The 24,400-nt window shown below is 51.1% G+C and carries 28 protein-coding genes and 3 pseudogenes; 23 read left to right on the forward strand and 8 right to left on the reverse strand.

Going from position 1 to position 24,400, the window contains the following annotated elements; genetic code table 11:
- Positions 1-8: 8 nt before the first annotated feature.
- From tnpC to O3276_RS01270, 4 genes and pseudogenes are all read right to left on the reverse strand, one after another.
- Positions 9-980, reverse strand: coding sequence for an IS66 family transposase (gene tnpC / locus O3276_RS01260; protein ID WP_269674002.1), 972 nt, complete (start codon positions 978-980; stop codon positions 9-11).
- Between the two features lie 10 nt (positions 981-990).
- On the reverse strand, positions 991-1,632 hold the full coding sequence (locus tag O3276_RS01265) for an IS66 family transposase (protein WP_269674003.1): 642 nt from the start codon (positions 1,630-1,632) through the stop codon (positions 991-993).
- Between the two features lie 36 nt (positions 1,633-1,668).
- Positions 1,669-1,797 (reverse strand): annotated as a pseudogene (locus O3276_RS25605) (hypothetical protein); the annotation flags it as partial.
- Positions 1,764-2,225 (reverse strand): DUF3768 domain-containing protein, encoded by a 462-nt coding sequence (locus O3276_RS01270; protein ID WP_442876554.1) that lies wholly within the window; start codon positions 2,223-2,225, stop codon positions 1,764-1,766. The gene O3276_RS01270 and the pseudogene O3276_RS25605, both read right to left, overlap by 34 nt.
- A 32-nt stretch (positions 2,226-2,257) precedes the next feature.
- On the opposite strand from O3276_RS01270, the gene O3276_RS01275 reads away from it, so the two are divergent.
- Complete coding sequence (locus tag O3276_RS01275; protein WP_269674005.1) at positions 2,258-2,734, forward strand: hypothetical protein; 477 nt, start codon at positions 2,258-2,260, stop codon at positions 2,732-2,734.
- On the opposite strand, the gene O3276_RS01280 is transcribed toward O3276_RS01275, so the two are convergent.
- Together O3276_RS01280 and O3276_RS01285 are read right to left on the reverse strand one after the other, a co-directional pair.
- A complete protein-coding gene (locus O3276_RS01280) occupies positions 2,726-3,013 on the reverse strand; it encodes a type II toxin-antitoxin system RelE family toxin (RefSeq protein ID WP_163373295.1) in 288 nt (95 codons plus the stop codon). The two genes, O3276_RS01275 and O3276_RS01280, sit on opposite strands and share 9 nt — an antisense overlap.
- The gene (locus O3276_RS01285) at positions 3,003-3,257 is read right to left on the reverse strand and encodes a type II toxin-antitoxin system Phd/YefM family antitoxin (protein WP_163373296.1); all 255 of its coding nucleotides are present in this window, start codon (positions 3,255-3,257) and stop codon (positions 3,003-3,005) included. Before O3276_RS01285 ends, O3276_RS01280 begins: the two co-directional genes overlap by 11 nt.
- Before the next feature lie 251 nt (positions 3,258-3,508).
- Here O3276_RS01285 and O3276_RS25365 point away from each other — a divergent pair.
- From O3276_RS25365 to O3276_RS01335, 11 genes and pseudogenes are all read left to right on the forward strand, one after another.
- A pseudogene (locus tag O3276_RS25365) lies at positions 3,509-4,131 on the forward strand (phage terminase large subunit family protein); the annotation flags it as partial.
- The gene (locus tag O3276_RS25370) at positions 4,129-5,193 is read left to right on the forward strand and encodes a terminase gpA endonuclease subunit (protein WP_332328238.1); all 1,065 of its coding nucleotides are present in this window, start codon (positions 4,129-4,131) and stop codon (positions 5,191-5,193) included. The pseudogene O3276_RS25365 and the gene O3276_RS25370, both read left to right, overlap by 3 nt.
- Positions 5,194-5,198: 5 nt before the next feature.
- Positions 5,199-5,399, forward strand: coding sequence for a phage head-tail joining protein (locus O3276_RS01295; RefSeq protein WP_269674006.1), 201 nt, complete (start codon positions 5,199-5,201; stop codon positions 5,397-5,399).
- A gap of 2 nt (positions 5,400-5,401) precedes the next feature.
- Positions 5,402-6,871, forward strand: a complete 1,470-nt coding sequence (locus O3276_RS01300) for a phage portal protein (protein WP_269674007.1) — start codon at positions 5,402-5,404, stop codon at positions 6,869-6,871.
- Positions 6,861-7,871, forward strand: a complete 1,011-nt coding sequence (locus tag O3276_RS01305; RefSeq protein ID WP_269674008.1) for a head maturation protease, ClpP-related — start codon at positions 6,861-6,863, stop codon at positions 7,869-7,871. The genes O3276_RS01300 and O3276_RS01305 overlap by 11 nt, the downstream gene beginning before the upstream one ends.
- A gap of 40 nt (positions 7,872-7,911) precedes the next feature.
- On the forward strand, positions 7,912-8,283 hold the full coding sequence (locus O3276_RS01310; RefSeq protein WP_269674009.1) for a head decoration protein: 372 nt from the start codon (positions 7,912-7,914) through the stop codon (positions 8,281-8,283).
- 132 nt (positions 8,284-8,415) lie between these two features.
- Positions 8,416-9,341: pseudogene (locus O3276_RS01315) on the forward strand (major capsid protein).
- Between the two features lie 24 nt (positions 9,342-9,365).
- Positions 9,366-9,659, forward strand: a complete 294-nt coding sequence (locus O3276_RS01320) for a head-tail joining protein (RefSeq protein ID WP_269674010.1) — start codon at positions 9,366-9,368, stop codon at positions 9,657-9,659.
- Positions 9,649-9,888: a hypothetical protein gene (locus O3276_RS01325; RefSeq protein ID WP_269674011.1), complete on the forward strand. Its 240-nt coding sequence runs from the start codon at positions 9,649-9,651 to the stop codon at positions 9,886-9,888. The genes O3276_RS01320 and O3276_RS01325 overlap by 11 nt, the downstream gene beginning before the upstream one ends.
- Before the next feature lie 110 nt (positions 9,889-9,998).
- On the forward strand, positions 9,999-10,253 hold the full coding sequence (locus O3276_RS01330; protein ID WP_269674012.1) for a hypothetical protein: 255 nt from the start codon (positions 9,999-10,001) through the stop codon (positions 10,251-10,253).
- A complete protein-coding gene (locus O3276_RS01335; protein ID WP_269674013.1) occupies positions 10,219-10,641 on the forward strand; it encodes a phage tail terminator family protein in 423 nt (140 codons plus the stop codon). The genes O3276_RS01330 and O3276_RS01335 overlap by 35 nt, the downstream gene beginning before the upstream one ends.
- On the opposite strand, the gene O3276_RS01340 is transcribed toward O3276_RS01335, so the two are convergent.
- Positions 10,638-11,036, reverse strand: coding sequence for a DUF2237 family protein (locus tag O3276_RS01340; RefSeq protein ID WP_241693514.1), 399 nt, complete (start codon positions 11,034-11,036; stop codon positions 10,638-10,640). The two genes, O3276_RS01335 and O3276_RS01340, sit on opposite strands and share 4 nt — an antisense overlap.
- Before the next feature lie 35 nt (positions 11,037-11,071).
- Here O3276_RS01340 and O3276_RS01345 point away from each other — a divergent pair, with 35 nt between their 5' ends.
- The 5 genes from O3276_RS01345 to O3276_RS01365 all read left to right on the forward strand — a co-directional run bounded on the left by O3276_RS01345 (position 11,072) and on the right by O3276_RS01365 (position 15,564).
- Positions 11,072-11,815, forward strand: coding sequence for a phage tail tube protein (locus O3276_RS01345; RefSeq protein ID WP_269674014.1), 744 nt, complete (start codon positions 11,072-11,074; stop codon positions 11,813-11,815).
- 71 nt (positions 11,816-11,886) lie between these two features.
- Positions 11,887-13,473 (forward strand): tape measure protein, encoded by a 1,587-nt coding sequence (locus tag O3276_RS01350; protein WP_269674015.1) that lies wholly within the window; start codon positions 11,887-11,889, stop codon positions 13,471-13,473.
- Positions 13,439-14,896 (forward strand): hypothetical protein, encoded by a 1,458-nt coding sequence (locus O3276_RS01355; protein WP_269674016.1) that lies wholly within the window; start codon positions 13,439-13,441, stop codon positions 14,894-14,896. The genes O3276_RS01350 and O3276_RS01355 overlap by 35 nt, the downstream gene beginning before the upstream one ends.
- Before the next feature lie 99 nt (positions 14,897-14,995).
- Complete coding sequence (locus tag O3276_RS01360; protein ID WP_269674017.1) at positions 14,996-15,385, forward strand: hypothetical protein; 390 nt, start codon at positions 14,996-14,998, stop codon at positions 15,383-15,385.
- Between the two features lie 11 nt (positions 15,386-15,396).
- Positions 15,397-15,564, forward strand: a complete 168-nt coding sequence (locus O3276_RS01365) for a hypothetical protein (protein WP_269674018.1) — start codon at positions 15,397-15,399, stop codon at positions 15,562-15,564.
- Here the strand turns inward: O3276_RS01365 and O3276_RS01370 are convergent.
- A complete protein-coding gene (locus tag O3276_RS01370) occupies positions 15,535-16,959 on the reverse strand; it encodes a transposase (RefSeq protein ID WP_269672517.1) in 1,425 nt (474 codons plus the stop codon). The two genes, O3276_RS01365 and O3276_RS01370, sit on opposite strands and share 30 nt — an antisense overlap.
- A 204-nt stretch (positions 16,960-17,163) precedes the next feature.
- Between O3276_RS01370 and O3276_RS01375 the strand changes: the two genes are divergently transcribed.
- The 6 genes from O3276_RS01375 to O3276_RS01400 are packed head-to-tail and all read left to right on the forward strand — an operon-like array spanning position 17,164 to position 24,399.
- Positions 17,164-20,541, forward strand: coding sequence for a hypothetical protein (locus O3276_RS01375; protein WP_269674019.1), 3,378 nt, complete (start codon positions 17,164-17,166; stop codon positions 20,539-20,541).
- Positions 20,541-21,524 carry a hypothetical protein gene (locus tag O3276_RS01380; protein ID WP_269674020.1) on the forward strand — a complete coding sequence of 328 codons (984 nt, stop codon included), beginning with the start codon at positions 20,541-20,543 and terminating at the stop codon, positions 21,522-21,524. The genes O3276_RS01375 and O3276_RS01380 overlap by 1 nt, the downstream gene beginning before the upstream one ends.
- A complete protein-coding gene (locus O3276_RS01385) occupies positions 21,524-22,054 on the forward strand; it encodes a hypothetical protein (RefSeq protein WP_269674021.1) in 531 nt (176 codons plus the stop codon). Before O3276_RS01380 ends, O3276_RS01385 begins: the two co-directional genes overlap by 1 nt.
- Positions 22,047-22,298 (forward strand): hypothetical protein, encoded by a 252-nt coding sequence (locus O3276_RS01390; RefSeq protein WP_269674022.1) that lies wholly within the window; start codon positions 22,047-22,049, stop codon positions 22,296-22,298. The genes O3276_RS01385 and O3276_RS01390 overlap by 8 nt, the downstream gene beginning before the upstream one ends.
- The gene (locus O3276_RS01395; RefSeq protein ID WP_269674023.1) at positions 22,295-24,166 is read left to right on the forward strand and encodes a hypothetical protein; all 1,872 of its coding nucleotides are present in this window, start codon (positions 22,295-22,297) and stop codon (positions 24,164-24,166) included. Before O3276_RS01390 ends, O3276_RS01395 begins: the two co-directional genes overlap by 4 nt.
- Complete coding sequence (locus tag O3276_RS01400; protein WP_269674024.1) at positions 24,166-24,399, forward strand: hypothetical protein; 234 nt, start codon at positions 24,166-24,168, stop codon at positions 24,397-24,399. The genes O3276_RS01395 and O3276_RS01400 overlap by 1 nt, the downstream gene beginning before the upstream one ends.
- The last annotated feature ends 1 nt before the right edge of the window (position 24,400 follow it).

Genomic DNA, 24,400 nt, shown 5'->3' on the forward strand with positions numbered 1-24,400 from the left:
TTTACGACTTATCCTTTAGATGCTTTCACTGCCCAGGGCAGAAGCTGCTCCAGTTTCTCAACCGTGTCGGCATAAGTCAGTTCTTTCAAAATGTGACTCAGGTATTCGAACGGTTCCAGCCCATTGGCCTTCGCGCTTTCGATCAGGCTGTAGTAGGTTGCACTCGCTTTGGCACCTTTCGGGGTATCAGCAAAGAGCCAGTTACGCCTACCCACAGCGAAGGGGCGGATAGCGTTCTCAGCTGCCGAGTTGCTAATGTTGAGGTGTCCGTCTTCACAGTAAACCACCAGTTTTGACCACTGGTTCAGGGCATAGCTCATGGCTTTATGGGTAAGACTATCCGGTATCAGCCGGGTGACGTTTTTCTGTAGCCACTGGTGCAGGTCATCAAGCAGTGGCTTACTGTCTTCCTGTCGGCGGACTTTTTTCTCTGCTGCGGTGAGTCCTTTGATCTCTTCTTCAATGGCATACAGCTTGCGGATTTTGCCCAGGGCTACATCTGCCTTGCTGACTTTATTGCCCTTTACCTTCTTACCTGGTTTGGTCTCACCTTTTTGGGCATCGGTGAATTTACGTCTCACATGGTCAAAACAGCCAAGCTGCGTTATGCCTTCCTGACGGCAGACTGCATCGTAGCTTTTGTAACCATCCGTTTGCAGGTAACCACTGAACCCTTCAAACAGGCGCAGGGGAACCTCCTTGCTTCGGGAAGGATCATATTCAAACAACACGGCGGTTTGTCCCGGTGGCCCACCCAGTGTGACCCACATGTATTTGTCCGATGTTATTGCCTTGCTGGGTTCTTTAAGTGCCTGTATCCGGGTTTTGTCAGCATTAATCACTCGTCCTGTCCGCTGATGGTCGTACATCAGGTTGATCAGTCCCTGTAGTTGCCGGGACAGACGCATCAACCAGTTAGCCATAGTCGTGCGGGTGACCGAACCACCGTAGCGGGCGAGGATTTTTTCCTGCCGGTACAAAGGCAGGGCATCACAGAACTTGGCAACAATTGATGTAGGCCAGCATGCAGGTTGTCACTGCTGACTTGGGAATAGGATGCCTGGGTAACTCAGCGGCTTTGATGATTCGTCTTTCTGGTTGATCGTCGTCTTGCGGTTCCAGGAATACCGCCTTCTCCTGAAGGATCTCTTTTACTCTCACCTTGGCAGGGACGATGTCCAGCTCTTCCCGGACTTTGCTGAAGAAGGTGTCGATAGCCCCTTCTTTCTCTTCAGGACTCAGTTCTATTTTTTCCTGGAAGCGAGGCAGGTAAGGCGACAGTGGTCTACGGCCTTGAGACTTTTTATGTTTCTTTTCTGTTTCCGAAGCCTCATTCTGGACTTCTTCACCACAATCAACCAACTCTGCTTCATCAAAGATTTCCCCCTGCTGGCTGCTCTTTTCAGAGCTACGACCATAAAGGCGGGCTCGCTCAAGTCGTAAATACTCTTCCAACAGGGCGATACGCTTTTTTTGCTCAGCGATGACACAGGATTTTTTCTCAATGACATCCGCCTGCTGATCAATGACCTTTATCAAGGCTTCAAGATCAGCAGTATTTTTGGCTTGAAATCCGGGCACAGTAATGCCTGGTTTTGCCTTAAAAACAGGGGTGTCAGAGAGCAATTTCATGCCCGCTATTTTACCAGAAAGAGCCGTAAAAAGGGATCAGAAACAGCTGTCATAATGCCTGTTTTTATGGGGTTTCATAAGGCTTATGTCGTATCCATCCAACAGCCAGTTCATTTGTTGCCCTGTGATCGTCACCAGCTCGTCGGCTTGCTTTGGCCAGTGGAATTTATCTTCAGCGAGACTTTTGTAATAGAGGACAAAACCGGTATTTTCCCAGAATAAGCAATATCCGGGGCGTAATAATCAAACTTGGCAATGATCCATTCATCTTCAAACTTGAATCGGAAACAGTCGTGTTCGCCATAGGGATCATTCTGCTCATTGAAGTGGTTAAATTCGGCAACGGCTTTCAACAAACCGACTTTGTTCTCAATGGTGTTTTGCAGGTTGGCGGTCATCACTATTTCAAACCGGCAGTTGATCAGGGCAAGACTGTTCTTCACTTCCAGATTCACCAATGACTGTCGCACGGCATCATTTAACGTGGCAATTTCATTCATAACTACATCCTTTATTGATTCATTTTTTGTTGTCGCAGTAGCTCTATAGGGGATGGCCACGATAAGTCGAGAAAATTTAAGACAAATGTCCATATTGAATGAGATGGCTGTAGGTATGACTTCCCATGGCGCTGATTTCACAAGCGGAATTTGCCAGGCGGCAGGGCTTTACCAAAGGCTATGTCACCAAGCTGGTCAAAAAGGGCATTGTGAAACTGAAAAATGGCAAGGTGGATTCGGTGCAGGCTGAACAAGCAATGAAAGCTAATGCTGACCCGGTGACGCTTATTCGTTCCGATCAATCCACCGATCTTGCACCGGCACAACCGGGAGCCGTTGACTTTGTCACTGACCGCACCATGCGGGAAGCATTCAAGGCCAAGATGGCCAAGCTGGAGTATGAAGAAAAAAGCGGTACCCTGACCGATGCCGCCAAGGTAAAGCAGGATGCGTTCAAAGCGGGGCGGATTGTTCGGGATGAACTGCTGGCTATTCCTGATCGAATGGCGGATGTGCTGGCGGCGGAGGATGACCCAAGAAAAGTGGGGGAGCTACTTCAAGAGGAGTTGGAAGCGATACTTAATGCTATGGCTTTACCGTAGTCGTTTTTGAGCGGCTTTATAGGCTTCGCTTCGCTCTCGTTTACCGACACTGATCACAAATACTACAACAACGTCGTCCAAGACCTGATAAACCAACCGATAGCCCGAATTTCGCAGTTTGATTTTGTAGCAGTCTTTCTGGCCGGACAGTTTATCTTTGGAAACTTTAGGGTTCTCCAAGCGTTTACGCAGCTTGGCTTTGAACTGTTCTCTCACTGTGGAGTTAAGTTTCTGCCATTCTTTCCATGCCAGTGCAGAAAAATCCAGCTCATAGGTCATCAATATTTACCCGAATCCGCTCATCATTTTTGCGTTCTTCAACGATGGCTGCGAGTTCCAGGTCATCCAGAGCATCGAGCATAGCTTCATAAACATGGGCTGGCACTGCATAAAACACGGGCTGATTGCGATTCAGGATGGCCACGGTTTCACCATTGGCTTCTTTCAGAACGGCCATCGGGTTTTTTTTGAGTTCGGATATCCCGGCACTGACATCAGCGAGAATAGGATGGACTGAGGCCATAACTAGCTCCTTTTACGGTTGATTAATAGATCAAATAATAGACCTATTATTAGGTTTCTTCAAAGGTTGCTTAAATGGTTGATAGCCTGTCAGTCAAAAGCCCATATTTTGAAGGCTTCTTCAAAGGGCTGAGGCCGGACACCCGCCTGACCGTTTCCGAGTGGGCTGACCAGAAACGGATTCTTCCTGCCAAAGCCACCAAAGAAGCTGGCCGATGGCGAACTTCCCGCACACCGTATCTGAAAGAAATCATGGATTGTCTGTCACCATCGTCGCCTGTTGAGCAGGTGGTGTTTATGAAGGGTGCCCAGGTGGGCGGCACCGAATGCGGCAATAACTGGCTTGGTTATGTGATTGACCATACGCCGGGTCCGATGATGTATGTGCTGCCAACACTGGATATGGCCAAGCGAACATCAAAGCAGCGGATCGCTCCTATGATCGATGAAATGCCGGATCTTCGGGAGAAGGTGAAAGACCCCAGGAGCAGGGATAGCGGCAATACTTTGCTAAAGAGTTTCCCAATGGCGTTTTGATCTTCACCGGGGCCAACTCAGCAGCAGGCCTGCGCTCGATGCCTGCCCGTTTTCTGTTTATGGATGAGGTGGATGCCTACGACGATGATGTGGATGGCGAGGGCAGTCCCATCAATCTGGCCATCAAGCGCACGGCAACCTTCAGCCGTAACCGAAAAATCCTGATGGTTAGCACACCCAATATTGCAGAGACCAGCAAGATTGAAGCGGCTTATGAAAGCAGCGATAAACGACGCTATCTGGTTCCCTGCAATAGCTGTGGACACTACCAGCCGATTGTCTGGGCTCAGATCATTTTTGATAACCATGACCCGGCAACCACCCGGTTTGAGTGTGTGCAATGTGGTCATAAGCACTATGAAAAAGACAAACCAAAACTGCTCACTAATGGCCATTGGCAAGCTGAAAATGAAAAAAGCAGCAAGGTAGCCGGTTTTCATCTGAGTTCGCTTTACAGCCCTAACGGCTGGTACAGCTGGCAAAATGCAGTAGAGGACTTTCTCGCCGCCAAAAGCAACCCCGTGCAATTCAAAGACTCGACCAATACTGTCCTCGGTGAGACATGGACGGAAAGAGGCGAAACGGTAGAACATACCTTGCTCTACCAGCAACGGGAGCATTATCCGGCAGAGGTGCCTTGGTGGGTGGAGATTCTGACGGTTGGTTGTGATGTTCAGGATGACCGCTTTGAATTTGAAGTGACTGGCTGGGGAGCTGGAGAGGAAAGCTGGTCTATTGATTATGTCCGTTTATACGGTGACTTATCCCGACAAGGTATCTGGGATGCATTGGCAGATATGCTTCACAAAACTTATACCCGTCAGGATGGCACCAAAATGAATGTGGCTCAGGTCTGTATAGATTCTGGTGGTCACTACACCGATGAAGTGTATGCCTTCTGTCGTAAGCAAGGAGCCGATTGGGCGATTCCGGTTAAGGGTTCCTCTCAGGCTGGCAAACCTATCGCCACGTTCCCCAAAACCAAAAACAAGAAAGGGATCTATTTGACGCTGGTTGGCACCGATACCGCCAAGGAGTTGGTCTATCAGCGTTACCGGGTCTTGGAACCCGGGCAAGGCTACTGCCACTGGCCGATCAAGGACTGCTTTGATGAAGATTATTTCAAGCAGGCCACCGCAGAAGAAAAGATCAAGAAATACCGGCTCGGTGTCCCTTACTTTACCTGGGATGCCAAAAACCGCCGGAATGAGGCGTTGGATTGCCGGGTATACTCACTGGCCGCGATCCGTATTCTTCAGCAGCACCGGGGCATTAATCTGGAGCTACTCGCCAAAGGCCGACCGGCACCAGAAGATACGCCTGATCCTGAATTAGAAGAAACCAGCAACAAGCCAAAAACACTCCGTCGTTCATCCCGCAGTTCCTACCTTCAGAGATAACTTCCATGATTACCGAGACAGAATACCAGGCTCTGAAACGGGCAGTGCTGCTGCGTGAGACCCGTACTGTGGAATTTGAAGGCCGGAAGGTGGAGTACAGCAGTTTTGCTGAAATGGAAAGGCGACTGCAGGCCATTGAGCGGGAATTGGTCAAGCAGCAAAAACGCCCGAAGCAGTATGGTATTTATTCATCGAAGGGAGTTTGAGCATGGGATTGCTCACCAACCTGTTTCGTCGTTTCAAAAACTCAGCCTATACCGCTGCCGGTATGGGACGACGAACCAAAAGCTGGTATGCACCAGGACTTTCCCCGAATACCGCACTCACTGCTGATCTCTCCAAGCTGATTAACCGTTCCCGGGCCGCCATCCGCAATGATCCCTGGGCCAGCAGTGGTTTGGAAAAGCTGGTGAGCAATGTGATTGGCCGTGGCATTACCCCCAAGTCACTGGTGGACGACGATGGTTTACGGGAGCAGCTGCAAAACCTGTTTCTGCAATGGTCGGATGAATCGGACGCTGATGGTCTGCTGAGTTTCACCGGTCAGCAATCGCTGATTACCCGTGCCATGTTTGAAGGTGGCGAGTGCTTTGTCAGGCTTCGTCCCCGCAGGCCGGAAGACGGTTTATCCGTTCCCCTGCAACTGCAGGTGCTGGAATCCGAGTTTGTCCCCATCAGCTATAACGAGACGCTGGATAATGGCCATGTGATTAAGGCCGGGATTGAGTTTAACAAGCTAGGCAAGCGGGTCGCTTATTTCTTTCACCGGGAGCATCCAGCCGAGTTTGCTTTTGACAGCACCAGACTGGTGCGGGTGAAGGCCGACAATGTTCTGCATATATTTGAAGCCCTGCGACCGGGACAACTGAGAGGCCAGCCATTACTGACCCAGGTATTAGTCAGGCTCTATCATCTGGATAAGTTTGATGATGCCACTCTATTACGGCAGGAGATCGCTAACCTGTTTACCGGCTTTATCAAGAAGCCCTCTCCCGAACAAGACCCTATTGATCCTTTGACCGGCAAGCCGCTGGTGTTTGGCGACAATGGTCTTCCCATGGTGGCGATGGAACCAGGAACCATGCAGGAGCTGGCGCCAGGTGAAGAGGTCGAGTTCAATAACCCACCGGGTACTGCGGCAGACTATCCCAATTTTATGAAGCAGCAGCTGATGGCCATTGCTGCCGGAATTGGCCTGCCTTATGAACTGCTGTCGGGTGATATGGCGGGAGTCAGTGACCGGGCACTGCGCCTGATCATCAATGAGTTCCGCCGCCGTATTCAGCAGATTCAGCATAACCAGATTATCTTTCAGTTCTGTCGGCCGGTCTGGAACCGCTGGCTGGATATGGCGGTACTGAATGGCTCGGTAGCTATTCCGGACTATGGCAAGAAACCACGAGCCTACCGCCGGGTGAAGTGGATCGCCCACGGCTGGCCCTATATGCATCCGGTTCAGGATATGCAGGCTCAGAAAATGGCAGTCAGAAGCGGATTTAAATCGCGATCTGAAGTAGTCAGCGAACTGGGTTATGACAGTGAACAGATGGATGGTGAAATCGCCGCCGATAATCGCCGGGCAGATAGCCACTCACTGAGGTACGACAGTGATGGCCGTGATCCGGAAAACAGCAAATCTACCAATCAACCAGAAAAGGATGACAGGGATGAGTCATAACCGACAGTGGTACACCTTTAAAAATGAAGCCAGCCAAACACCAGAATTGTTTATCTTTGATGATATTGATGACTGGTACGGCGTTTCGGCACAGAGTGTAGTGGATCAGATCCGCAACCTTGATGCTACAGATATCAATGTTCGCCTGAACAGTCGGGGTGGCATGGTGTTCGAAGGCATTGCCATTTATAACGCTCTGCGTCTGCATAAAGCCAATATCCATGTCACCATCGAAGGGCTGGCGGCCAGCATTGCCAGTGTTATTGCCATGGCTGGTGATACGGTCACCATCGCTGAAAATGCCATGATGATGATCCATAACCCCTATGGCTGGGCACAGGGTGATGCCGAAGCCATGCGCAAAACCGCCGATATTATGGATAAGATCGCGGACAGTATTGCTGTGTCGTACACCGCCAGAACCGGCAAGAGCCTTGAGGATATGAAGGCACTGATGGAGTCTGAATCCTGGTTCACCGCCAAAGAAGCGCTGGACATGGGCCTGGTGGATCAGATTGATGAACCGGTGAAAGCCGCTGCCCGCTTTGATCTCTCCATGTTCCGTAATACACCGGATGGCTATGGACGTATCAAGCAAGCTAAAAAACCGGCAGAGCCAACTCCGCCGCAAAATCAGACGGTGGAGCCGCAACCTCAAATTGATTCTGTGGCTATTGCTGATCTTTGTCGTCAGGCTGGTTATGCGGAAAAAACCGCTGCAATTCTTAAAGCGGCACTGTCGGAAGATGAGGTCAAGGCTCGACTCGCCAGCTATGACCAGATTAAGAACCTTTGCCAAACAGCAGACTTCCCGGATAAGGCAGCGGATTTTATAAAAGACGACTGCTCGGTATCCGAGGTGCAGAACAGCCTGTTGGCATTGCTGACTTCCGAAGATGAAACCATCAACAATGCCCTGACGCCCAAACAGCAAGGCCTGAAACCCACCACTTCTGCCATAGATACGCAGGCAATTTACAGTCGGCGTAATCGCGCTTAACCCCTGTCTAATAATATCCCCAACCAAAAGGACTTTACCCATGAGTGTAAAAACGGAATCGGTCTATACCGGTGAATTTCTGGTGTCTGAAGGCAATAACAGCATCAGCCGTGAGCAGGTGCCATTCGCTGCGAACCTGACGATGGAGCCTGGCACCGTGGTCGGCAAAGAATCGGCGACCGGAGCATTCAAGCCCCTTGATCCAGATGCTTCTGATGGCACTGAAACCGCAGCAGGCATTCTCTACGCTGGCAAGGTGACTGATGCCTCTGGTGGTGACGGTGTGATTATCGCCCGTCTGGCAGAAGTGGTGGACAGTTTGCTGATCTGGCCTGCTGGTATTTCTGACGAGCAAAAGGCGACTGCCGTAGAGCAACTGGCCGGGCTGGATATTATCCTGCGCAGTGAATAACCCTTCCCGAATTTCCTGCTGTAACTCTTTCTTCACACATTCCTATTACCGTTATCAAGGAGCGATAACATGCTGGATATTTTTAATGACGATGCGTTCAGCCTTACCAGTCTGACCGCCACCATCAATGAGATGGACTACAAACCAGGTCGTCTTGGGCAACTGGGACTCTTTCAGGAGAGCGGTGTCAATACCACAACCGTCGTGGTGGAAAGCATTAATGGCGAGCTGCGCTTGCTGCCCTCTACCGAGCGTGGCGCACCCGCCACTCAGGCCATTGGCGATAAACGTCAGTTGCGCAGTTTTGTGGTACCCATATTCCCCACGATAGCACGATTCTTGCAGCAGAAGTGCAGAATGTCCGTCAGTTTGGTAGTGAAGATGCCATGCAGGGAGTGCAGGCTGTCGTGAACCAGCGGTTGCAAAAGATGAATGCCAACCATGAGGTGACGCTGGAATTTCTGCGCATGGGTGCCCTCAAGGGTGAAATTCTGGATGGCGATGGCAGCACCATACTCTACAACCTGTTTGATGAGTTCGGTGTTACTCAGCAAACCCATGACTTCAAGTTCAGCAGCACGACCACTGACGTTCGTGCCCAGGGTGTTAAAGCCCGTCGTCTGGTGGATGATGCGTTGGGAGCCTTGCCCTACAGCGGCCTTCATGCATTCTGTGGTTCTGACTTCTTTGATGGGCTGGTCGGCCACAAGTCAGTAAAAGAAGCCTACCAGCGTTGGCAGGATGGTGAAGCATTGCGTACCGATCCCAAGGGCCGGTTCCGTTTTGCGGATATTGATTGGGAAGAGTACCGGGGCTCAGTGGGTGGCAATGACTTTGTTGCCGCCAATGAGGCTTATCTCTACCCGACTGGGGCGGATATCTTCAGGACCTGGTTTGCGCCGGCAGATTTTGTGGAAACGGTGAACACCATCGGCCTGCCACGCTATGCCAAGCAGAAGGTGATGGATTTTGAGAAGGGCGTGATTGTTCATACCCAGTCGAATCCACTGCCGATCAACCTACGACCACGGGCAGTGATCAAACTGACCATGAGCTAACCCACAAGCAAGGAGACTGCTCCAATGGATGAAGCTTTCAAAGTGATGGATCACACCATTCTCTCAACCTTCGGGCAGTCGGTTTTACTGACACTTTCAAATCAGTCATCGCTGGAAACCCGGGGCATTATCAATAAAGAACTGGTAGAGCTTGGCAAGTATGAGGCTGTCCAGGGTGAAGTCACCGTTCTCTCTGTGGATAGTGCTATCCGGCTGAAGCGTGGTGATACCTTGTTGGCCAATGGTCAGGTTTATGAAGTCGACCGAAAACTGAAAGACGATGGCTATTTAGCCAAATGGAATATCCATGCTTATTGAACAGGAAGTCAGTGGCGATATTGAAGAACTCACCGCCCTGTTCAAACAGTCCCCGGAAAAAACAGAACAAGCCATTCAAAGAACCCTGTCCAAACTGAGCCGCTGGGCTGAACGGCAAGTGCTGCGTGATATGTCCCGACGCATGAAAGTCTCCCAAAAGGTACTGAAAGAACTGAACCGGATTCGGGTAAGGCTCAATAAAAGTTACGGCAGAAAGAGCGTTACCTGACCATCTGGATTGGCATTAATGAAGTAGGTGCCCATCGCCTGGGTAACCCAAGACAAACCCGGCGAGGTGTCCGGGTAGGCAGTCACAGTTTTTGGGAAAACAGTTTTTTGATGCAGCCGGTCAATGCTTCCCGGGAACTGATCTTTGAGCGAAAGGATAACTGGCAACACCGTTACCAACAGTCCAAACGCTCAGGCCGGTGGATGTGGATGGGTTTGCCGCTGGAAAAGAAAACCGTCCGGATCGATAGGGAAGCTGAAACCTCACTGGCAAAAATCAGCCCTCTACTGGTAAACCGGTTTACTGAACTGCTCCATCAAGAACTCAACTATGCTTTCAAGATCGCCTTCAACATCGAACCCTGAACGACAGATTATTGAGAGCCTGCTGGAACAGCTGAAACAGGTTTCTGAACATACTCTGCTGGGTTATTCAGCCACCGGCCAGGAACAGGATTTAGACCTACCGGCTATTCTGGTGCAGCTGGAATCCATTAATGAAGAACAGCGTCAGGGACAACGGGCAAAATACCGGATGGCGTTCAATATCAGTGCCGTGGCCAAAACCAACAAAGACACTACATACACGCTGCTGGATTTAACCCGTTCCATTCGTGAGCTATTCACTACCGGCCAACGCTTCACTCCAGAAGCCCGAAATATCCAATTCAGTGAAACCCAGTTTGATATTGCGCCAAGCAATGCCCATCTGTCGTTTGCAGACCTGCAAGTGAGCATCGAGGTCGTACTTTAAGGCTCATCAGCAGCCAACTGTTTTAGCGTTGCCAGCTCAACGATTTCCAGTGCCGCCCTATTGGTTGCATTCAGATAAACGGGCGGGGCGACACCTGCCTCATGAGCCTCTGCCCAACGGGCTGCACACAGGCACCAGCGATCACCGGCTTTCAGGCCAGGAAAGCCAAGCTCCGGATTAGGTGTAATGAGGTCATTGCCTTTGGACAGGGAAAATTGCAGGAACTCATCGGTCATTCGGGCGCAGACCGTATGACTGCCGGAATCTTCCAGACAGGTATGGCAAAACCCATCCCGAAAGAAGCCCGTCACCGGACTCTGGCAGCAGGCTTCTAACTCAGTACCGAGCACATTGGGCTGTTCAAACACCAGTTCTACCATGTGAAACCCTCCCATGATTAACCCATGACCTACAGGATAGGAGAAAAGCCATGTCTACGATGGACCGTAGCTTTATCGGTGCCGGAAGCATCTACATCAAACCCGCTGATGATTCCGCTCCCCTGCTGCCGGTTGGCAATGTCAGCCAGTTTCAATTCAGTTTCGAGGAAGATAAAAAAGAGCTGAAAAACTATCTCGGCGGCGGTGGTAACCGCAATACCATCAGTCGGATATCCTCTATCTCGGCCAGCCTGACCGCACACGACTTTACCGCTGCCAACCTGTCAATGGCCTTGCGTGGTTCTGTGGCAGTCGGTTCAACGACAGTGGTTACAGATGAACTTCATACCAGCTTTGGCGTTGCTGACGAGCTTATCCCGTTTGACAAGCTTCCCGATCTGTCGCAGTCGGTTACGGTTAAAGACAATCTGGATACTGTCCTGACTGCCGGGGATGATTATGAATTGACCAAGTCCGGTATCAAGGTCATTGGCGGTGGTGGCATTGATAACCTGGGGGTGAAAGTGAGCTATACCCCACTGGCCACCAATATGGTTCAGGCCCTGATTGAATCGGGCAAAGAGTTTGTCCTGTTCATGGAAGGCCTCAACGATGCACAGGATGGCAAGCCGTTTAATATCCGGGTGCACCGGGTGAAATTCTCGCCTGTCCAGAACCTTGATTTTATTTCAGACGATTTTGCCGCTATCGCACTTGAACTGGATGTACTGGCAGACAGTACCATTGAGGGCTCCGGTCTGAGTACCTTTATGCAGATTGATCTGGCGCAGTAACCCACCGTTTGCTTCCTTCCATTCAGCCCCTGACTCCTAAAAAGAGCAGGGGCTTTTTTTGATAAAAGACTATGGCCAAAATCAAACAATCCGCGATTCGCTTAGTCCTGAAAGCCAAGGATTTACTGTCCAGGGATGTTAAAAAATCTTCTGCTTCCCTGGATGCCTTCCGGCAAGAGGCGAATAAGCTGAAAGGCCAGTTAGAGGAACTGGAAAACCAGAATAAGCTTCTTTCGTCTTTTAAAAAGCAGGCCAATACTACCCACGATGCCGGTCGTGCATTCCGTGAGGCTGAAGATAAGGTCGCCAGGCTTGGCCGGGAAATGGGCAAGACCGACAAGCCCACCAAGGCCATGCAAACGGCCATGGCAAAAGCCCGCAAAGACGTTAAGAAGGCCAATACCGAATACAATCGCCAACGGGATGCGCTGGCCAAGCTTCGGAGCTCAATGTCCTCTGCTGGGTTATCGACCAGAAACCTGAAGCAGCAGCAGGCCAAGCTCGAACAGCAGCTGAACGAGACCCGGACAGCATTTAAGCGGGCGGATGAAAGCGCCCGGCAGACAGCGAGAACGCTACGCAATAGCAACCTGAAAAAAACCGCCAAGGATGCCGAATCGGCCAGCACATCCGTCGGCAAGCTTACCCGGCGTTTTCTTGGGCTGGCAGCCGCGACTACCGGGCTTTATGCCTTAAAGCGAAGCATTGAGGGAGTGCTCAAGGCAGGTGACCAATTTGAGCGGCTGAGCGTTCAGATGGAGGCGATTACTGGATCGGCAGAAGGTGCTCAGGAAGCGACCCAGTGGATTAAGGATTTTACCCGGAACACACCTTATCAGCTGAACGAAGTGTCGGAAGCCTTCGTTCGGCTGAAAGCCTTCGGCCTTGATCCTATGGATGGCACCATGCAGGCGCTGGTGGATCAAGCCTCCAAGCTTGGCGGCGGCATGGATCGCTTAAACGGCATCTCCTTGGCAGTCGGTCAGGCATGGGCGAAGCAAAAGCTGCAGGGCGAAGAGATTCTGCAGATGGTTGAGCGGGGCATCCCGGTGTGGGATTTGCTGGCGAAGGTAACCGGGAAAAACGTTCAGGAGCTGCAAAAACTGTCCTCGGCAGGTCAGATTGGCCGGGATGTTATGCGGGAGCTGATTCTCGAAATCGGACGATCTTCCGAGGGCGCTGCGGCTAAGAACATGAGTCTGCTGTCGGGTTATGTCAGTAACCTGAAGGACAGCTGGCAGCAGTTTGCAGTGGAGGTAGCCAAGAGCGGGGCACTGGATTACGCCAAAGACACCTTGGCTGGCATCGCTGCCGAAATTGAGCGGATGAATGGCAATGGTCAGCTGACTGAGCTGGCCAAACGGATCAGTGGTGCCTTCGTTGCCATGGGGGAAACCATCAAGCATGCCTTTGCTGGTGCCTCCATCGATGGCTTTGTTACCAGTATTAAATCTGGCTTTGCCACCATTACGGAAGCGATGGCGGCGCTGCGGACTGCTTTCGATTTCACCAGCTCTACGGTAAAGGGCTTTTTCAATACCTTCACAGCGATTGTTAAAGGCTTTGCCACAGTCTATACCGGGTTGATATACGGCATTGTCAGGGTTTGGCAGGAATCAGCGGATGCCTTGGGCTTTGAAGGCATTGCTGAAAACTGAAAAGCTGAAGGGCACCACAGACTTTCTCGGCGGCCTGACCAAGGAGTTTGCCAAACAGACGGTTGAGGATGCCAAGGATGTCCGGGATGCGCTGAGCGGCGTATACAACAGCTTTGCCGATGAAAGCAAAGCAGCGGCAAAGGCTGCGGAGGATTCGGCCAAGACCATGACCAAGAGCCAGAAATTGCTCTGGCAAAATTTCGCAGATGAAATAGTCGATGGTCAAAAGAAGGTGGAGGAATCGGCTGCTGATACTGCCGAAACGGTTAAAAGTCACTTTGAGGATGCTTCGGATGCCATCAGTCAGGTTAATGCATCGGAAACCCGGACTGAGCTGGCCAGTCTCGGGGTGGCGCTGGCAGAAGCCTTCTCGTTAGGTACGTTGTCAGCAGAGGAATATTACGAGGCTACAGAAGCCAGTCGTCGTAAGCTGGCAAAGCTGAAGGCCGAGGCAGACAATACTTCTGACAGCATTGAAGGAACTGGCGATGCGGCAGAGGAGGCCGGGGACAAGCAAGCTCAATCCTTTGAAAGTGCTCAGTCTATCGCAGGCGTGATGGCTGGCCATTACAACGCTATAACTGCTGAGCTTCAGGGTATGAGTGCGGCGGCGCATGATTCTTTTATCGCCATGCAGCAGGGCGTTGGCAGCGTAAATACGGATAAGGCCACGGGCAGTATTGCGGAGCTTCAAACTGAGTTGGCAGAAACAAGACAGCGGATTAGTGATTTGCAAAGTGCTGCCAATAGCTTTGATCCGACAGGTATTGGCCGTTGGTTTAATGAAACGTCCATTGATGCTGCTTATATAAAACAACAATTTCTGGAACAGAAAATTGCGCTGGAGGAATTGATTCAAAGCTACGAGCAGGGCGATATTTCAGCAGCATCCTTTGCTCGGCAAGGCAAGGATGCAGCAGGCACCATGAAGTTGCTGAATGAATCTGACCTGAGCCGTTTGAACGACCAGATTGAGCAGGCAGAGGAAAGCATGCAATCCTTGGGGGAGACCTCTCGGGATACCTTGAGCTCCCTGCAGGACGAGCTGGATCGGCTGCAAGGCAGGCAGGCGGATATTGACAGGCGGCGCTATGAAAGCCAGCAGGACGAATTGAAGGAGCAGCGTTCAGCGGCGCAGGATTCTGGCAATACAGAGGCGGTTAAGAATTTAACCGAAGCGATCCGGGTCAGTGATGCCATTTATCAGGAGCAGATAAAGCAGAGGCGGGAAGACCAGCAGAGCGCTGCCCGACAAACAAGTCAGCAGTCGCCAGGATCATCATTACCGGAAACAGCAAGGCAGACTCCGCAAAGAATAATCAGACTGGAATATCCGGGTGGCAGTGTAAATGTCGGGGTCGATTCAGGCGACGAGTCTGCACTACTCAATGCATTGCAAGCGGCAGGGATGAAGACGGTATGAAGAAACGGATTCATGTGAACCTTGTGGCGCAAAAGTATGGATAGAAACGGACAGCGATGTGTTGCTGGATGATGAATATATAGTTTAAGGGAAGAGATCATGCAGCTGGATACAATAGCACTGCCTGATGATTTGCTCTGGATTGATGAGTTTCGCTGGAACCCGGTTGAGCAATCCACCGAGCGGAGTCTTACTGGCGCTTTACTTGTTCAGGAAGGGCAGTTAAAGCAAGGCAGGCCAATTACGCTCTCAGGTAAAGGCGAGGCGGGGTGGGTAACCCGGCAAACGGTAAAATCACTTCTGGCGCTTTCAAAATCGGCTGGATTAAGCTTTGACCTTACCCTTCCTGACAATCGCACCTTTACCGTTATCTTTGATCGCAGCAGTGGTGCTCCCGTCGAGGCCGAGCAGGTGATGACCGCAGCCTATCCTACTGACGATGACTTCTATTTTTTAACCCTGCGCTTGCTGACAGTTGAGCCTGTTTAAAAGGATTTGATATGGCAATTACAAATGATGACGTGAAACTTTTTGAAAGCCAGCGTCTGACGGACGAAGAGGATGGCGGTGGTCGGGTGACTGGTAGTGAAATAATCAATGGCAACGTCAACAATCTCTTTCACTCGACTCTCAAGTTTCTAATGCACAAGTGTTTGATATTCCGGTAAACGATACTTGAGTGAAGCAGTTGGCATCATTCTCCCCAGCTCCCTGCCCGCCATATGCTTGCTGGATATTCTCACTGGCCGGTAGTCTTCCAGAGACTCCGTCAGCTTCTTGAACTGCTCCTGAGGATTTTCTGAATCCACAACTGTCCGGATGATATCCAGCAACGCATCGATTCTGAGCTTCTCGACCAGACAGCCAACGGTAAGCGCAGGCTGCTTGTGTTCCAAGCGGGCAGATTGTTCAGGATGAAGGAGCAACATATGGTCACACAGCACGCTCAGGATCACGCCACGCTCAGACCCTTCAATGCCTTGCTGCAAGGCTCTGTTGCACCAGCCTTCATGAAGTTTCCAGTCCTCAAAGAACACCTCGATCAACCACCTCAGCGTGTGAAGCCGGGCAATATCATCATGACGCCAGGAAACATCCGTGGCGGCCAGATAGCGATAGTCGTCCTCTCCCTCGTATTTCAAAGCAATAATAAATCGCTTCTGCCCATGGGCTTTGACCTTGAGACGGGCAGACAATACCGTCACCTTTTGCTCCTTTCCTCCTCGTATGACCAGAGTTTTTTTAACGCCAGGCCCGAGATAACTGTCAAAATAGGTCTTCAGATTAACTTCTTTGTTTTTGTAGATCACCGTCTGGTTCCAACGGAGCTGGCTAACAACCTGTGTTCCCGAGAAGACTGAGGAAGCTCCATCCATAAAATGGGCATCACCATAGAGAGCGTCCGCCAGGATGCCGGTGACGTTTATATCAGGAAAGTGGCGTTGGAAGGCCTGAATCAAATCCAGCGCCAGTAGCTGTTTTGTTGGGTACTCACTGTTGGGCTTTGGCTTGGGAGGTCGATCCTTTGGAGGAACTCCCTGTTTTTTCAACAAGTCTCTTTTCTTCCGCCATTCGGTCATCTTCGGGTCAGGCATATAGAACCGGAAGTCAATGGGAATGGTCACCAGCGGGGTTTGTAAAACCAGAAAGACCAGCTCCTGACCGTTGACATAACCACTGGTCTTCTTCTCCCTAATCTTGTGGGTCTTGCCTATCTTTTTGGTTCGTTTGCATCGTGAGCGCCCGGTGTCGTCAATAAGAAGATTTCCCTCTGATAAACCATAGCGGCCAATAATGACGAGAACACTGATGCGTAGCAGTAGATGCCAGACAATTTCGGATCGGTAAAACATCCACCATAAGGCGGCTGATGTGTATTGGCCAAGGCTTCGACGTTCCATGGTTGCCCAACAGAGCTTCTGCGTCAGAATCATTGCCGAAATGACAAATGCCAGAAAATAGCGTTGCTTGGTAGTCAGTCGCTGAGCTTGCGGAGCACGGCGTAAGGCTTGATCGAGATGATCAATAAATTGAGTAGCGCAGGGAAGAATACGTATAACCATGGTCACATGAATGTTGCCAATACATTACTTTGCAACCAAGCTTGGTACAGCAGGCCTCCTGTTGCCACGATGAAGACTCTGCGCAGCTAAAGTCCGAGTAGCGGCAGTGAGACCTGCTCAAATTTGACCCAATAGTCAGACTAAAACTTTAGAGTCGAGTTTCAGGACATTTCCCGGATTGACCGAACCATTGGTGATGTGGCTTTGCGTAAGGCATTTATCGGGATCAGCACTGACAACAATGACATTTACCTTGGAGGCCATTTGATCCTGACCGAGCCTCCCAAGGATCAGAATGTTTCTGTCTTGTTATTCAATACCGACAGCCAAACAGACGAGCGGCTCGATGCCAGAGACCGGATCGAGAGTTATGTGGTTCCGGGCATTAAAGCATCGTGGGATCTGGTGGGCGATCAGCTGGAAGGGCAGCGATCCGTTGTCGGCTATCAGCGGGAGGAATCGGCGGTTCCTGAAATTGGCGAGGTCTATAAGCTGACAACGCCAGATGAGACAGTCAGCCAGTTCATCCGTATTACTGCCGTTGATTATTCCAATGAGATTTTTACCTATTTCACTGGAGCGGAGTATATCGATTTTACCCGGCGAAAGGTGGAGATGCAGATTAGCGCACCTTTGGTGACCAAATTTATCGGGGCATCGCCCGTTCCCGGCGAGCCGGAGGAACCAACCAGCCGCATTCAGGAAACGCAGATAGCCGATACCAGCCGTTATTATGGTATTCAGCCTATGAGCGCCAACATTACCGCAGGCGACCTGACTGTAAAGGCCGAGAGCGTTTACGCGCCTTTGGTGCCGAGTGCCAAGGTCGAAAGCCCATTACTGGATCAATATGGCGGCTATACCGGCAAGACCATGGTGGCGACTTCGGCCAGTAATCGATCAGTCAGCTGTCGTTTTGTTCATATCACTGGCACCCAGAGCCGCACCTATCTGCAACGGGGCGTTTTGCCCGGAACCCTGACCCTTTCGGTGGATGGCGGCACCTTTGAAGATAACGGCACAGGCAATCTGATCCATAAAAGCGGCACCAATAATTACAGCAAGCTGACCGTGGATTATGACCTTGGGGAAGTAAACGTCTGGCGAGTAAGCGGAGTTCTTTCGGCCTCCGGTAATGCGACTTATCAGCCAGCGGTGGGAATTACGGGCTCAGCGATCAGTGGTGCTATCCCCATCACTAACCAGAACCGGGGCTTCAACTACACCCTGAACATGGCCGAGGCCAAGCCAAGGCCGGGGACGCTGGTGGTCAGCTATATTGCGCTCGGCAAATGGCAGGACATCCGGGATTCCGGTAATGGGCAGATGATTGGTTCTGGAACTGGCACCATCCTCTTTGCAACCGGCTCGGCGGCAATTACCCTCGATGCTTTGCCCGATCCGGACAGTGCCATTGTTCTCAGCTATGTTGCCCAGAATGATGATGAGGTGACGATCAGAACCGGCTCGGTGCCGGTAGATGATATGACCTTCCGGCATACCGTTCAGAAGCCCGGTATCAAGCCCGGTTCCATGACTGTGACGTATATTTCATCCGGGGGGAATAAAACCCTGACTGATCAGGGCAATGGCCTGCTGACGGGTGATGGCAGCGGCGCTATTCATTACGCTCCCGGCGAGCTGAGTTTTAAGCTGGACAACCTGCCTGATAGCGGAACCGAAATACAGCTGACTTATGAAGAAGGCACCAGTGCTGGTGGCGAGGTTATTGTTACGGTGGATGATCTGGGCGTAATGAGCGGCACCATACCCGGAGCGCCTTTATTGCCCGGTTCTATCCAGCTGCAATTTCTGGTTAAGCAGCTGTCCAATGTACCCAACGGCGCAAGGCTTGAGGATGACTGGACAACCTACCAGTCCACCAGAAACGTTGCCAAACAGATCAGCGATGATACATCGGGTGGCTGGCGGGGAGTAACCGGCAGCATTGATTACCAGACCGGGGCGTTCACTATTCTGGCATTGGAGAATTACAACTATCCAGAATGGCGGGTAAGAACTTATGGTGGCAATGGTCGTATCAGGGAGGTCGAGGTCACCAATGTTCCAAAAGTTCAAACCTTTACTAGCAATACCATTACCGCCATTGCACAGGCCAGCGGCTTAAGTCATTCGCCTTATAACGAGAATATTACCTCGCCAGAGTTGACCATTGATCTACTGCCCTTGATGGACAATGCCGTTTTGCTCCCCGGCAGCGTGGTTTTTCAATGGAATGGTGAAACCTACTTTGACCGGGATGGCTCACTCTATAAAAACCTGAGCACAGAAACCAATGCCGGTGTTCAGGTTGGCAGGGTCGATTACAGCGGCGGGCTGGCGACACTGGCCAGCTATCCATCCGGCACCGTCAATACGGCCACCATTCAGGCAGCGGCCACCATCGGGGTCGGCTTTGGCATAAATGCGGTGGCCTTCCGTACTCCCGGTGCTCCTGTTCGACAGGGCAGTTTGCAGCTAACGGCTGTACGGGTGGATACCGGGGATGTGATTACTGCGACAGCTGACTTTAATGGCGACTTCAGCACTTCAGAGGTGACGGGAAACATCGACGTTACGACTGGCTGGTGCGAGATTGAGTTTACTGATGGAAACTCTCTTGAAAAGAAGCCAATCTACGTCATCCCGCAGAGTGTCCGTTACAACTGCGTGGTGGAAACCAGCCTGCCGCTCGATGCTGAACTGATCGGCCTTGACCCGGTACGTCTGCCTCCCGATGGCAAGGTTCCCATCTATCGATCCGGTGATATTGTGGTTATAAGTCATACGGCAACCACCGATATCGGTACTCCAACGGCAGGACAGGTGATTAACCTGGCTCGTGATCATCAAGCTGAAATTGTGGTGGAAGACAGCAGTGGTACTTTGCTGGCCAGCGATCAATACACCGTCGATAGAGAGGCAGGAACCGTGACCTTTGCCGATCCGTTGAGCCTGATTGATGCCGACAGTAGCCCGCTATCGGCACCCTATAGCATCAAGGATCGGGTGGAGCACATGAGCGTATTGAGCGATGTGCAGATCAATGGTGACCTGTCCATTATCTCCCCGGTGCCTTGGGATTTGCCCGCAGGCGAAACCTCGGTCAGCAGTGCGGTGGTCTATGGCGATCTTCAGGCGAGAGTGAAAAACTTTTTCAGCCAGAAGGTATGGGATAGCGGCGATCCAAACTGGACGGATGACCGGGTCGGAGACCAGACAACTGCCCAATACAACTCCATCAACTACCCGGTAGAAGTGAGTAATAAGGGTGCCATTTACGGCAAGTGGGCGATTATCTTCACCAGCACGACTTCCTTCCAGATTGTTGAGGAAAAGCTCGGGATCATATCAACCGGCAGCACAACAACGGATACCGCACCCATTAACCCGGAGGCGGGAGTGCCTTATTTCACGATGAAAGCCGATGGTTGGGGCAGCGGCTGGTCAACAGGCAACGCTATCCGTTTCAATACCGATGGGTGCCTTGCGCCAGTTTGGATTTGCCGGACGGTGCTTTCAGGTCAGGGTACGGAAACAAACGATGACTTTACGCTACAGATTCGGGGGGATGCTGACTGATGCCTGTTACTTTTTATTCTTCAGATGATCCGGGAGCCCCAAAATTTGTTTATTCAGGGTCAAGCGGCAGCTATAAAATCGGAATTATTGATGTCTTGGATGCCATTCTTGTTAATGGCTATAGCGGAAAGACAGGTCTTGGCTGGACAAAGCTAATGACCAGTGCCGTTGCCGGGAGTGATCGCACCGTTTACAGAAATCAGTCAGCTTATGAATCGAATTGTCATTTGTTAGCCGAGAGCAGTCCAACTAATTCAGGCTGTTTTAAAATGCAGATTGCTGATGTAGTCACATCCCCTGAAGATTATTCTGGCTATAGTCAGGTAATTAATACTTATGTAAGTGGCTACAAATGGATGGCTGTTGGCGATGAACGGAGTTTTATTTTCTTCGCATACCCTTCCTCTATGTACACAGCCTTTAGCAGCATCTTCAACTCTGTTATGCCTTTGTGCATTTACATTGGTGACGTTGATCGCTTAAACAATACGACACATATCGGTCATGTGTTGATTACGAATTCGATGTATTCAGGCACTATGGGAACTGTTACAAGCTACTCCAGCAGACCGTCTTTTTTTGAAAGTTTTTCAGAGAGGATCTTAACTAACAAGACGATTCGGCCAGTAACACAGGTTCCCGGTGAGGAATGGTCTGAAAACGATTGCTATCATTTTTTGACCAGCATTTTGCCTGACAATGCTGCTAACGCAGCTGGTGCTGGAAAAAATATTGCTTCATTCGAGCAGGCTGCACAGCTCCGTGTCCCTTGGTTTTTAGTAATCAATCAAGTGTACGTCTATCGTCTTCGGGGACTGTACAATATTTTTCCGATGCTTCAGCACAATGATGTGAGTAGTAGGGCGCAGATGCTGAAGCCTCTTAATATAGATGGCATAGAATACAGGGGAACGAAGCAGAATGCTGATCGATATAATGGAGTTCCGATGTCTTACTACATTCAAACGTCAGGAGACTGGTAATGTTTACGGCATCATGGCATCTGTTCTCGGAAAAGCCTCCTGCTTATGCTAATCAAATCGTCGGGAAATTAACCGTTGATGGACTGCTTTATGAAGGGATCGTGTTTGCCCTTGCTGTAGGAAAACTACAATATATCTCTGGCCAACATGTAAAAAACGGCAATGTTCACATTCAATCAATCCCGGAAAGGTACAGCACCAAAACCTTAAATCTGTTGATCTTTAAAGATGGTCGGGCGCTGGCCAGTGAGCCTGTTACTCCCGACAATGTGGTTGTCTATGATCTCGTCATCAGCACCAGCGGAGGCGGTGGTGCGCCAACCGGCGACCCTGCCACTATAACCGGCAAGGTAGAGCGGGTGCTGGACAATCAGGCCGAACCCGCAGCAAGGCAACTGGTGGCTATTGAACATAAGCCCGATGGTTCATGGGCGGTAACCGGCAATACGACCAGTGACGCTGAAAATGGCAGCTATACACTGGATGTGCTGACCGAAGGCGGGGGATACCTTTGTACTGGCGGTGGATGAATATGGTGTGCCTTTTACCGCTACCGCAGCAGTCGTTCAAGGGGACATCATCCATCCAACCATTCCCAATGGCCATGTTTACCGCGTTGAAGCAGGCGGCACCTTGCCAGCTACCGAACCGACATGGTGGATTGATACCGGCACCAACCATACCCGCACCATTGAAGGCGGTATATCCCTCCGGGCGCTTCCTTTCTATCGCCCATTAGTGCATGGCCATATCAAGGCGGAACCCTTGCCATGAGTTATGAGGTTCCCACCGACAGTGTCGATTTTCGGCTGACTGGTGCTTCCTATACCGTGTCATCGTCGGCTATTGCTGACTTTACTTTTGACGGAAGGCCGTCGTTTTATTTTGTACCGCCTCCCAGTGTGATTCGCCCTTATGGATGCCAATGGCAGGGTGCGCTCAATCGCCAGCAGGGCTTTTCTGCGGGCTATTCCAGCAGTCGGCCTGTTAGTACTACCCGGCAGCAAAGTAGTCAGCAGGCGAAGCCTCTGGAAGCCTCACCGTTTGGGCTGTTTTGGGGAGCCGTGGCTAAAAAGCAAGCTAAGATCAGTTTTAGTCACAGGCAGAGCCAGAAGAAAGAAGCGACAGCAGGAACCCGTTGGCAGCAGACTGAGCGGAAAGACAGCGGCAAGCTGAGTGCATGGGATAAAACCATTGAGGCGCAGGATCATAATCATGCCTCACCATGGAATCATCCTTCGGAGCGGGATAGCAATGTATCGGAGAGGATGCAGTCGGTTGATCTTTATGGTGCCAACGAAAGAAAAAGCCCTGCTTATATTTTTCCGCAGCAACCGCTTAACTTTACCTTCCGGGATAGGGAGTATCAGCCACAGGTAAATGGCTCGGTATTTTTCCAGATTGGTGCCTTTGACAAAGAAATCGCAGCTGTTCCTGTGGATAGCAAGCGGCGCTTTGCCTTTCAGAGCAACCGAGCCGAGGATCAGCCGGTTATTATACCGTGGGGCTTCGGCCAGAAAGCCAAGGATGAAACAGTAACCGGCAACTATGGCGGAGAGACAGACCCGGTCGTTGTGGAAAAGCCGGAGCCCGAACAGCCAGAGATCAGGGAGAGTTATCTGCTTATGAACATCATCACCGCCGTGGTATTGCCTGCCCGGACACCGCTGGAACTGCCCTCAATGGAGATTAGCTTGGATATTGATAGCTTCTCATGGAGCTTTACCGGGCAGCTGTGGGGCGCTTCTAATATCGCACTGGTGGAACCGGACGAGAACGGTCCGAAGCAGATCGAGGTGGATATCAATGGCTGGAAGTGGATCTTTATTATCGAGCGTTACAGTACGGATAGACGCTTCGGAGATGAGCGTTACACCCTCTATGGCAGCAGCCGAACCCAACTGCTCGCAGCGCCTTATGCGCCACAACGAAGCAAGAGCAACAGTGCCGACCTCAACGCTAAACAGGCTATCATCGAAGAACTGGCCCCTTTCTTTGAAGAGAGCGGCTTCACAGCAACCTATCCTGACCTGAACGACTACAGCACACCGGATTGGATTATGCCCGGAGGCTCATTCAGCTATCAGAACCAGACCGCCATGCAGGTGGTAGCCAAGATAGCCACAACGGCAGGATCGGTAGTCATCCCAAGCCGTGATAATGACCAGGTAAGCATTCAACCCCGATACCCGGCCAGCCCGTGGCACTGGAACACGGCGACAATGGATAAGATCATTCCGGCCAGTATGGTCATTAGTTTAAGCGCCAACTGGCGACCGGAGCAGACTTATAATGCAGTCTATGTTTCCGGGACCAATGCTGGCGTGGCGGTCAATGTCAAAAGAACGGGAACGAATGGGGACAACCCGGCTCCCGATATTCTGGAAGACTGGCTCACGGAAACGCAGGTCAATACCGAGCGAGGCCGGAATGAGCTGGCTAAGGGTGGCAACCAGAGCATTACCACCATCGAGCTGCCATTGACCGACACCAACACAGCACCCGGGTTAATTGAGCCGGGTATGCTGGTCGAGGTTCAGGATATAACGGGAGACTGGCAAGCCCTCTGTCTGGCGACCAGTATCAGTGCCAGTGGCGTGGGAACCGTTATTCAAAGCATTGAATTGGAGAGGCACTACTAATGGCAACCACTAACATCTGGCAACAGTTCAAGGCGCTCATTCCTGAAGGGGAGCGGGTCGTCGCCACCATTACCGCCAATAACGGCAACGGCACCAGCCAGGCAAAGCTCAGAGATGGCTCGGTTATAGCGGTTAAAGGGGAGTCTGTGGGTGTTGGGGAAAAAGTATTTATAGAAAAAGGTGAGATCAAAGGTACTGCGCCGAGTTTGGCGCAGTACGAAGTGGAGGTTTAAG

Origin of the sequence: Endozoicomonas sp. GU-1 (assembly GCF_027366395.1) — a bacterium.
In the GTDB taxonomy this organism is placed as follows: Bacteria; Pseudomonadota; Gammaproteobacteria; order Pseudomonadales; family Endozoicomonadaceae; genus Endozoicomonas.

Coding starts and splice junctions, on each gene's coding strand:
- O3276_RS01395 (WP_269674023.1), top strand. CDS start 22,295: ATGAGTTATGAGGTTCCCACCGACAGTGTCGATTTTCGGCTGACTGGT.
- O3276_RS01345 (WP_269674014.1), top strand. CDS start 11,072: ATGTCTACGATGGACCGTAGCTTTATCGGTGCCGGAAGCATCTACATC.
- O3276_RS01370 (WP_269672517.1), bottom strand. CDS start 16,959: ATGGTTATACGTATTCTTCCCTGCGCTACTCAATTTATTGATCATCTC.
- O3276_RS01380 (WP_269674020.1), top strand. CDS start 20,541: ATGCCTGTTACTTTTTATTCTTCAGATGATCCGGGAGCCCCAAAATTT.
- O3276_RS01275 (WP_269674005.1), top strand. CDS start 2,258: ATGGCGCTGATTTCACAAGCGGAATTTGCCAGGCGGCAGGGCTTTACC.
- O3276_RS01360 (WP_269674017.1), top strand. CDS start 14,996: ATGCAGCTGGATACAATAGCACTGCCTGATGATTTGCTCTGGATTGAT.
- O3276_RS01325 (WP_269674011.1), top strand. CDS start 9,649: ATGCTTATTGAACAGGAAGTCAGTGGCGATATTGAAGAACTCACCGCC.
- O3276_RS01400 (WP_269674024.1), top strand. CDS start 24,166: ATGGCAACCACTAACATCTGGCAACAGTTCAAGGCGCTCATTCCTGAA.
- O3276_RS01350 (WP_269674015.1), top strand. CDS start 11,887: ATGGCCAAAATCAAACAATCCGCGATTCGCTTAGTCCTGAAAGCCAAG.
- O3276_RS01300 (WP_269674007.1), top strand. CDS start 5,402: ATGGGATTGCTCACCAACCTGTTTCGTCGTTTCAAAAACTCAGCCTAT.
- O3276_RS01320 (WP_269674010.1), top strand. CDS start 9,366: ATGGATGAAGCTTTCAAAGTGATGGATCACACCATTCTCTCAACCTTC.
- O3276_RS01385 (WP_269674021.1), top strand. CDS start 21,524: ATGTTTACGGCATCATGGCATCTGTTCTCGGAAAAGCCTCCTGCTTAT.
- O3276_RS01330 (WP_269674012.1), top strand. CDS start 9,999: ATGCAGCCGGTCAATGCTTCCCGGGAACTGATCTTTGAGCGAAAGGAT.
- O3276_RS01285 (WP_163373296.1), bottom strand. CDS start 3,257: ATGGCCTCAGTCCATCCTATTCTCGCTGATGTCAGTGCCGGGATATCC.
- O3276_RS01270 (WP_442876554.1), bottom strand. CDS start 2,225: ATGGACATTTGTCTTAAATTTTCTCGACTTATCGTGGCCATCCCCTAT.
- O3276_RS01295 (WP_269674006.1), top strand. CDS start 5,199: ATGATTACCGAGACAGAATACCAGGCTCTGAAACGGGCAGTGCTGCTG.
- O3276_RS01265 (WP_269674003.1), bottom strand. CDS start 1,632: ATGAAATTGCTCTCTGACACCCCTGTTTTTAAGGCAAAACCAGGCATT.
- O3276_RS01355 (WP_269674016.1), top strand. CDS start 13,439: ATGCCTTGGGCTTTGAAGGCATTGCTGAAAACTGAAAAGCTGAAGGGC.
- O3276_RS01365 (WP_269674018.1), top strand. CDS start 15,397: ATGGCAATTACAAATGATGACGTGAAACTTTTTGAAAGCCAGCGTCTG.
- O3276_RS01335 (WP_269674013.1), top strand. CDS start 10,219: ATGCTTTCAAGATCGCCTTCAACATCGAACCCTGAACGACAGATTATT.
- O3276_RS01340 (WP_241693514.1), bottom strand. CDS start 11,036: ATGGGAGGGTTTCACATGGTAGAACTGGTGTTTGAACAGCCCAATGTG.
- O3276_RS01280 (WP_163373295.1), bottom strand. CDS start 3,013: ATGACCTATGAGCTGGATTTTTCTGCACTGGCATGGAAAGAATGGCAG.
- O3276_RS01310 (WP_269674009.1), top strand. CDS start 7,912: ATGAGTGTAAAAACGGAATCGGTCTATACCGGTGAATTTCTGGTGTCT.
- O3276_RS01305 (WP_269674008.1), top strand. CDS start 6,861: ATGAGTCATAACCGACAGTGGTACACCTTTAAAAATGAAGCCAGCCAA.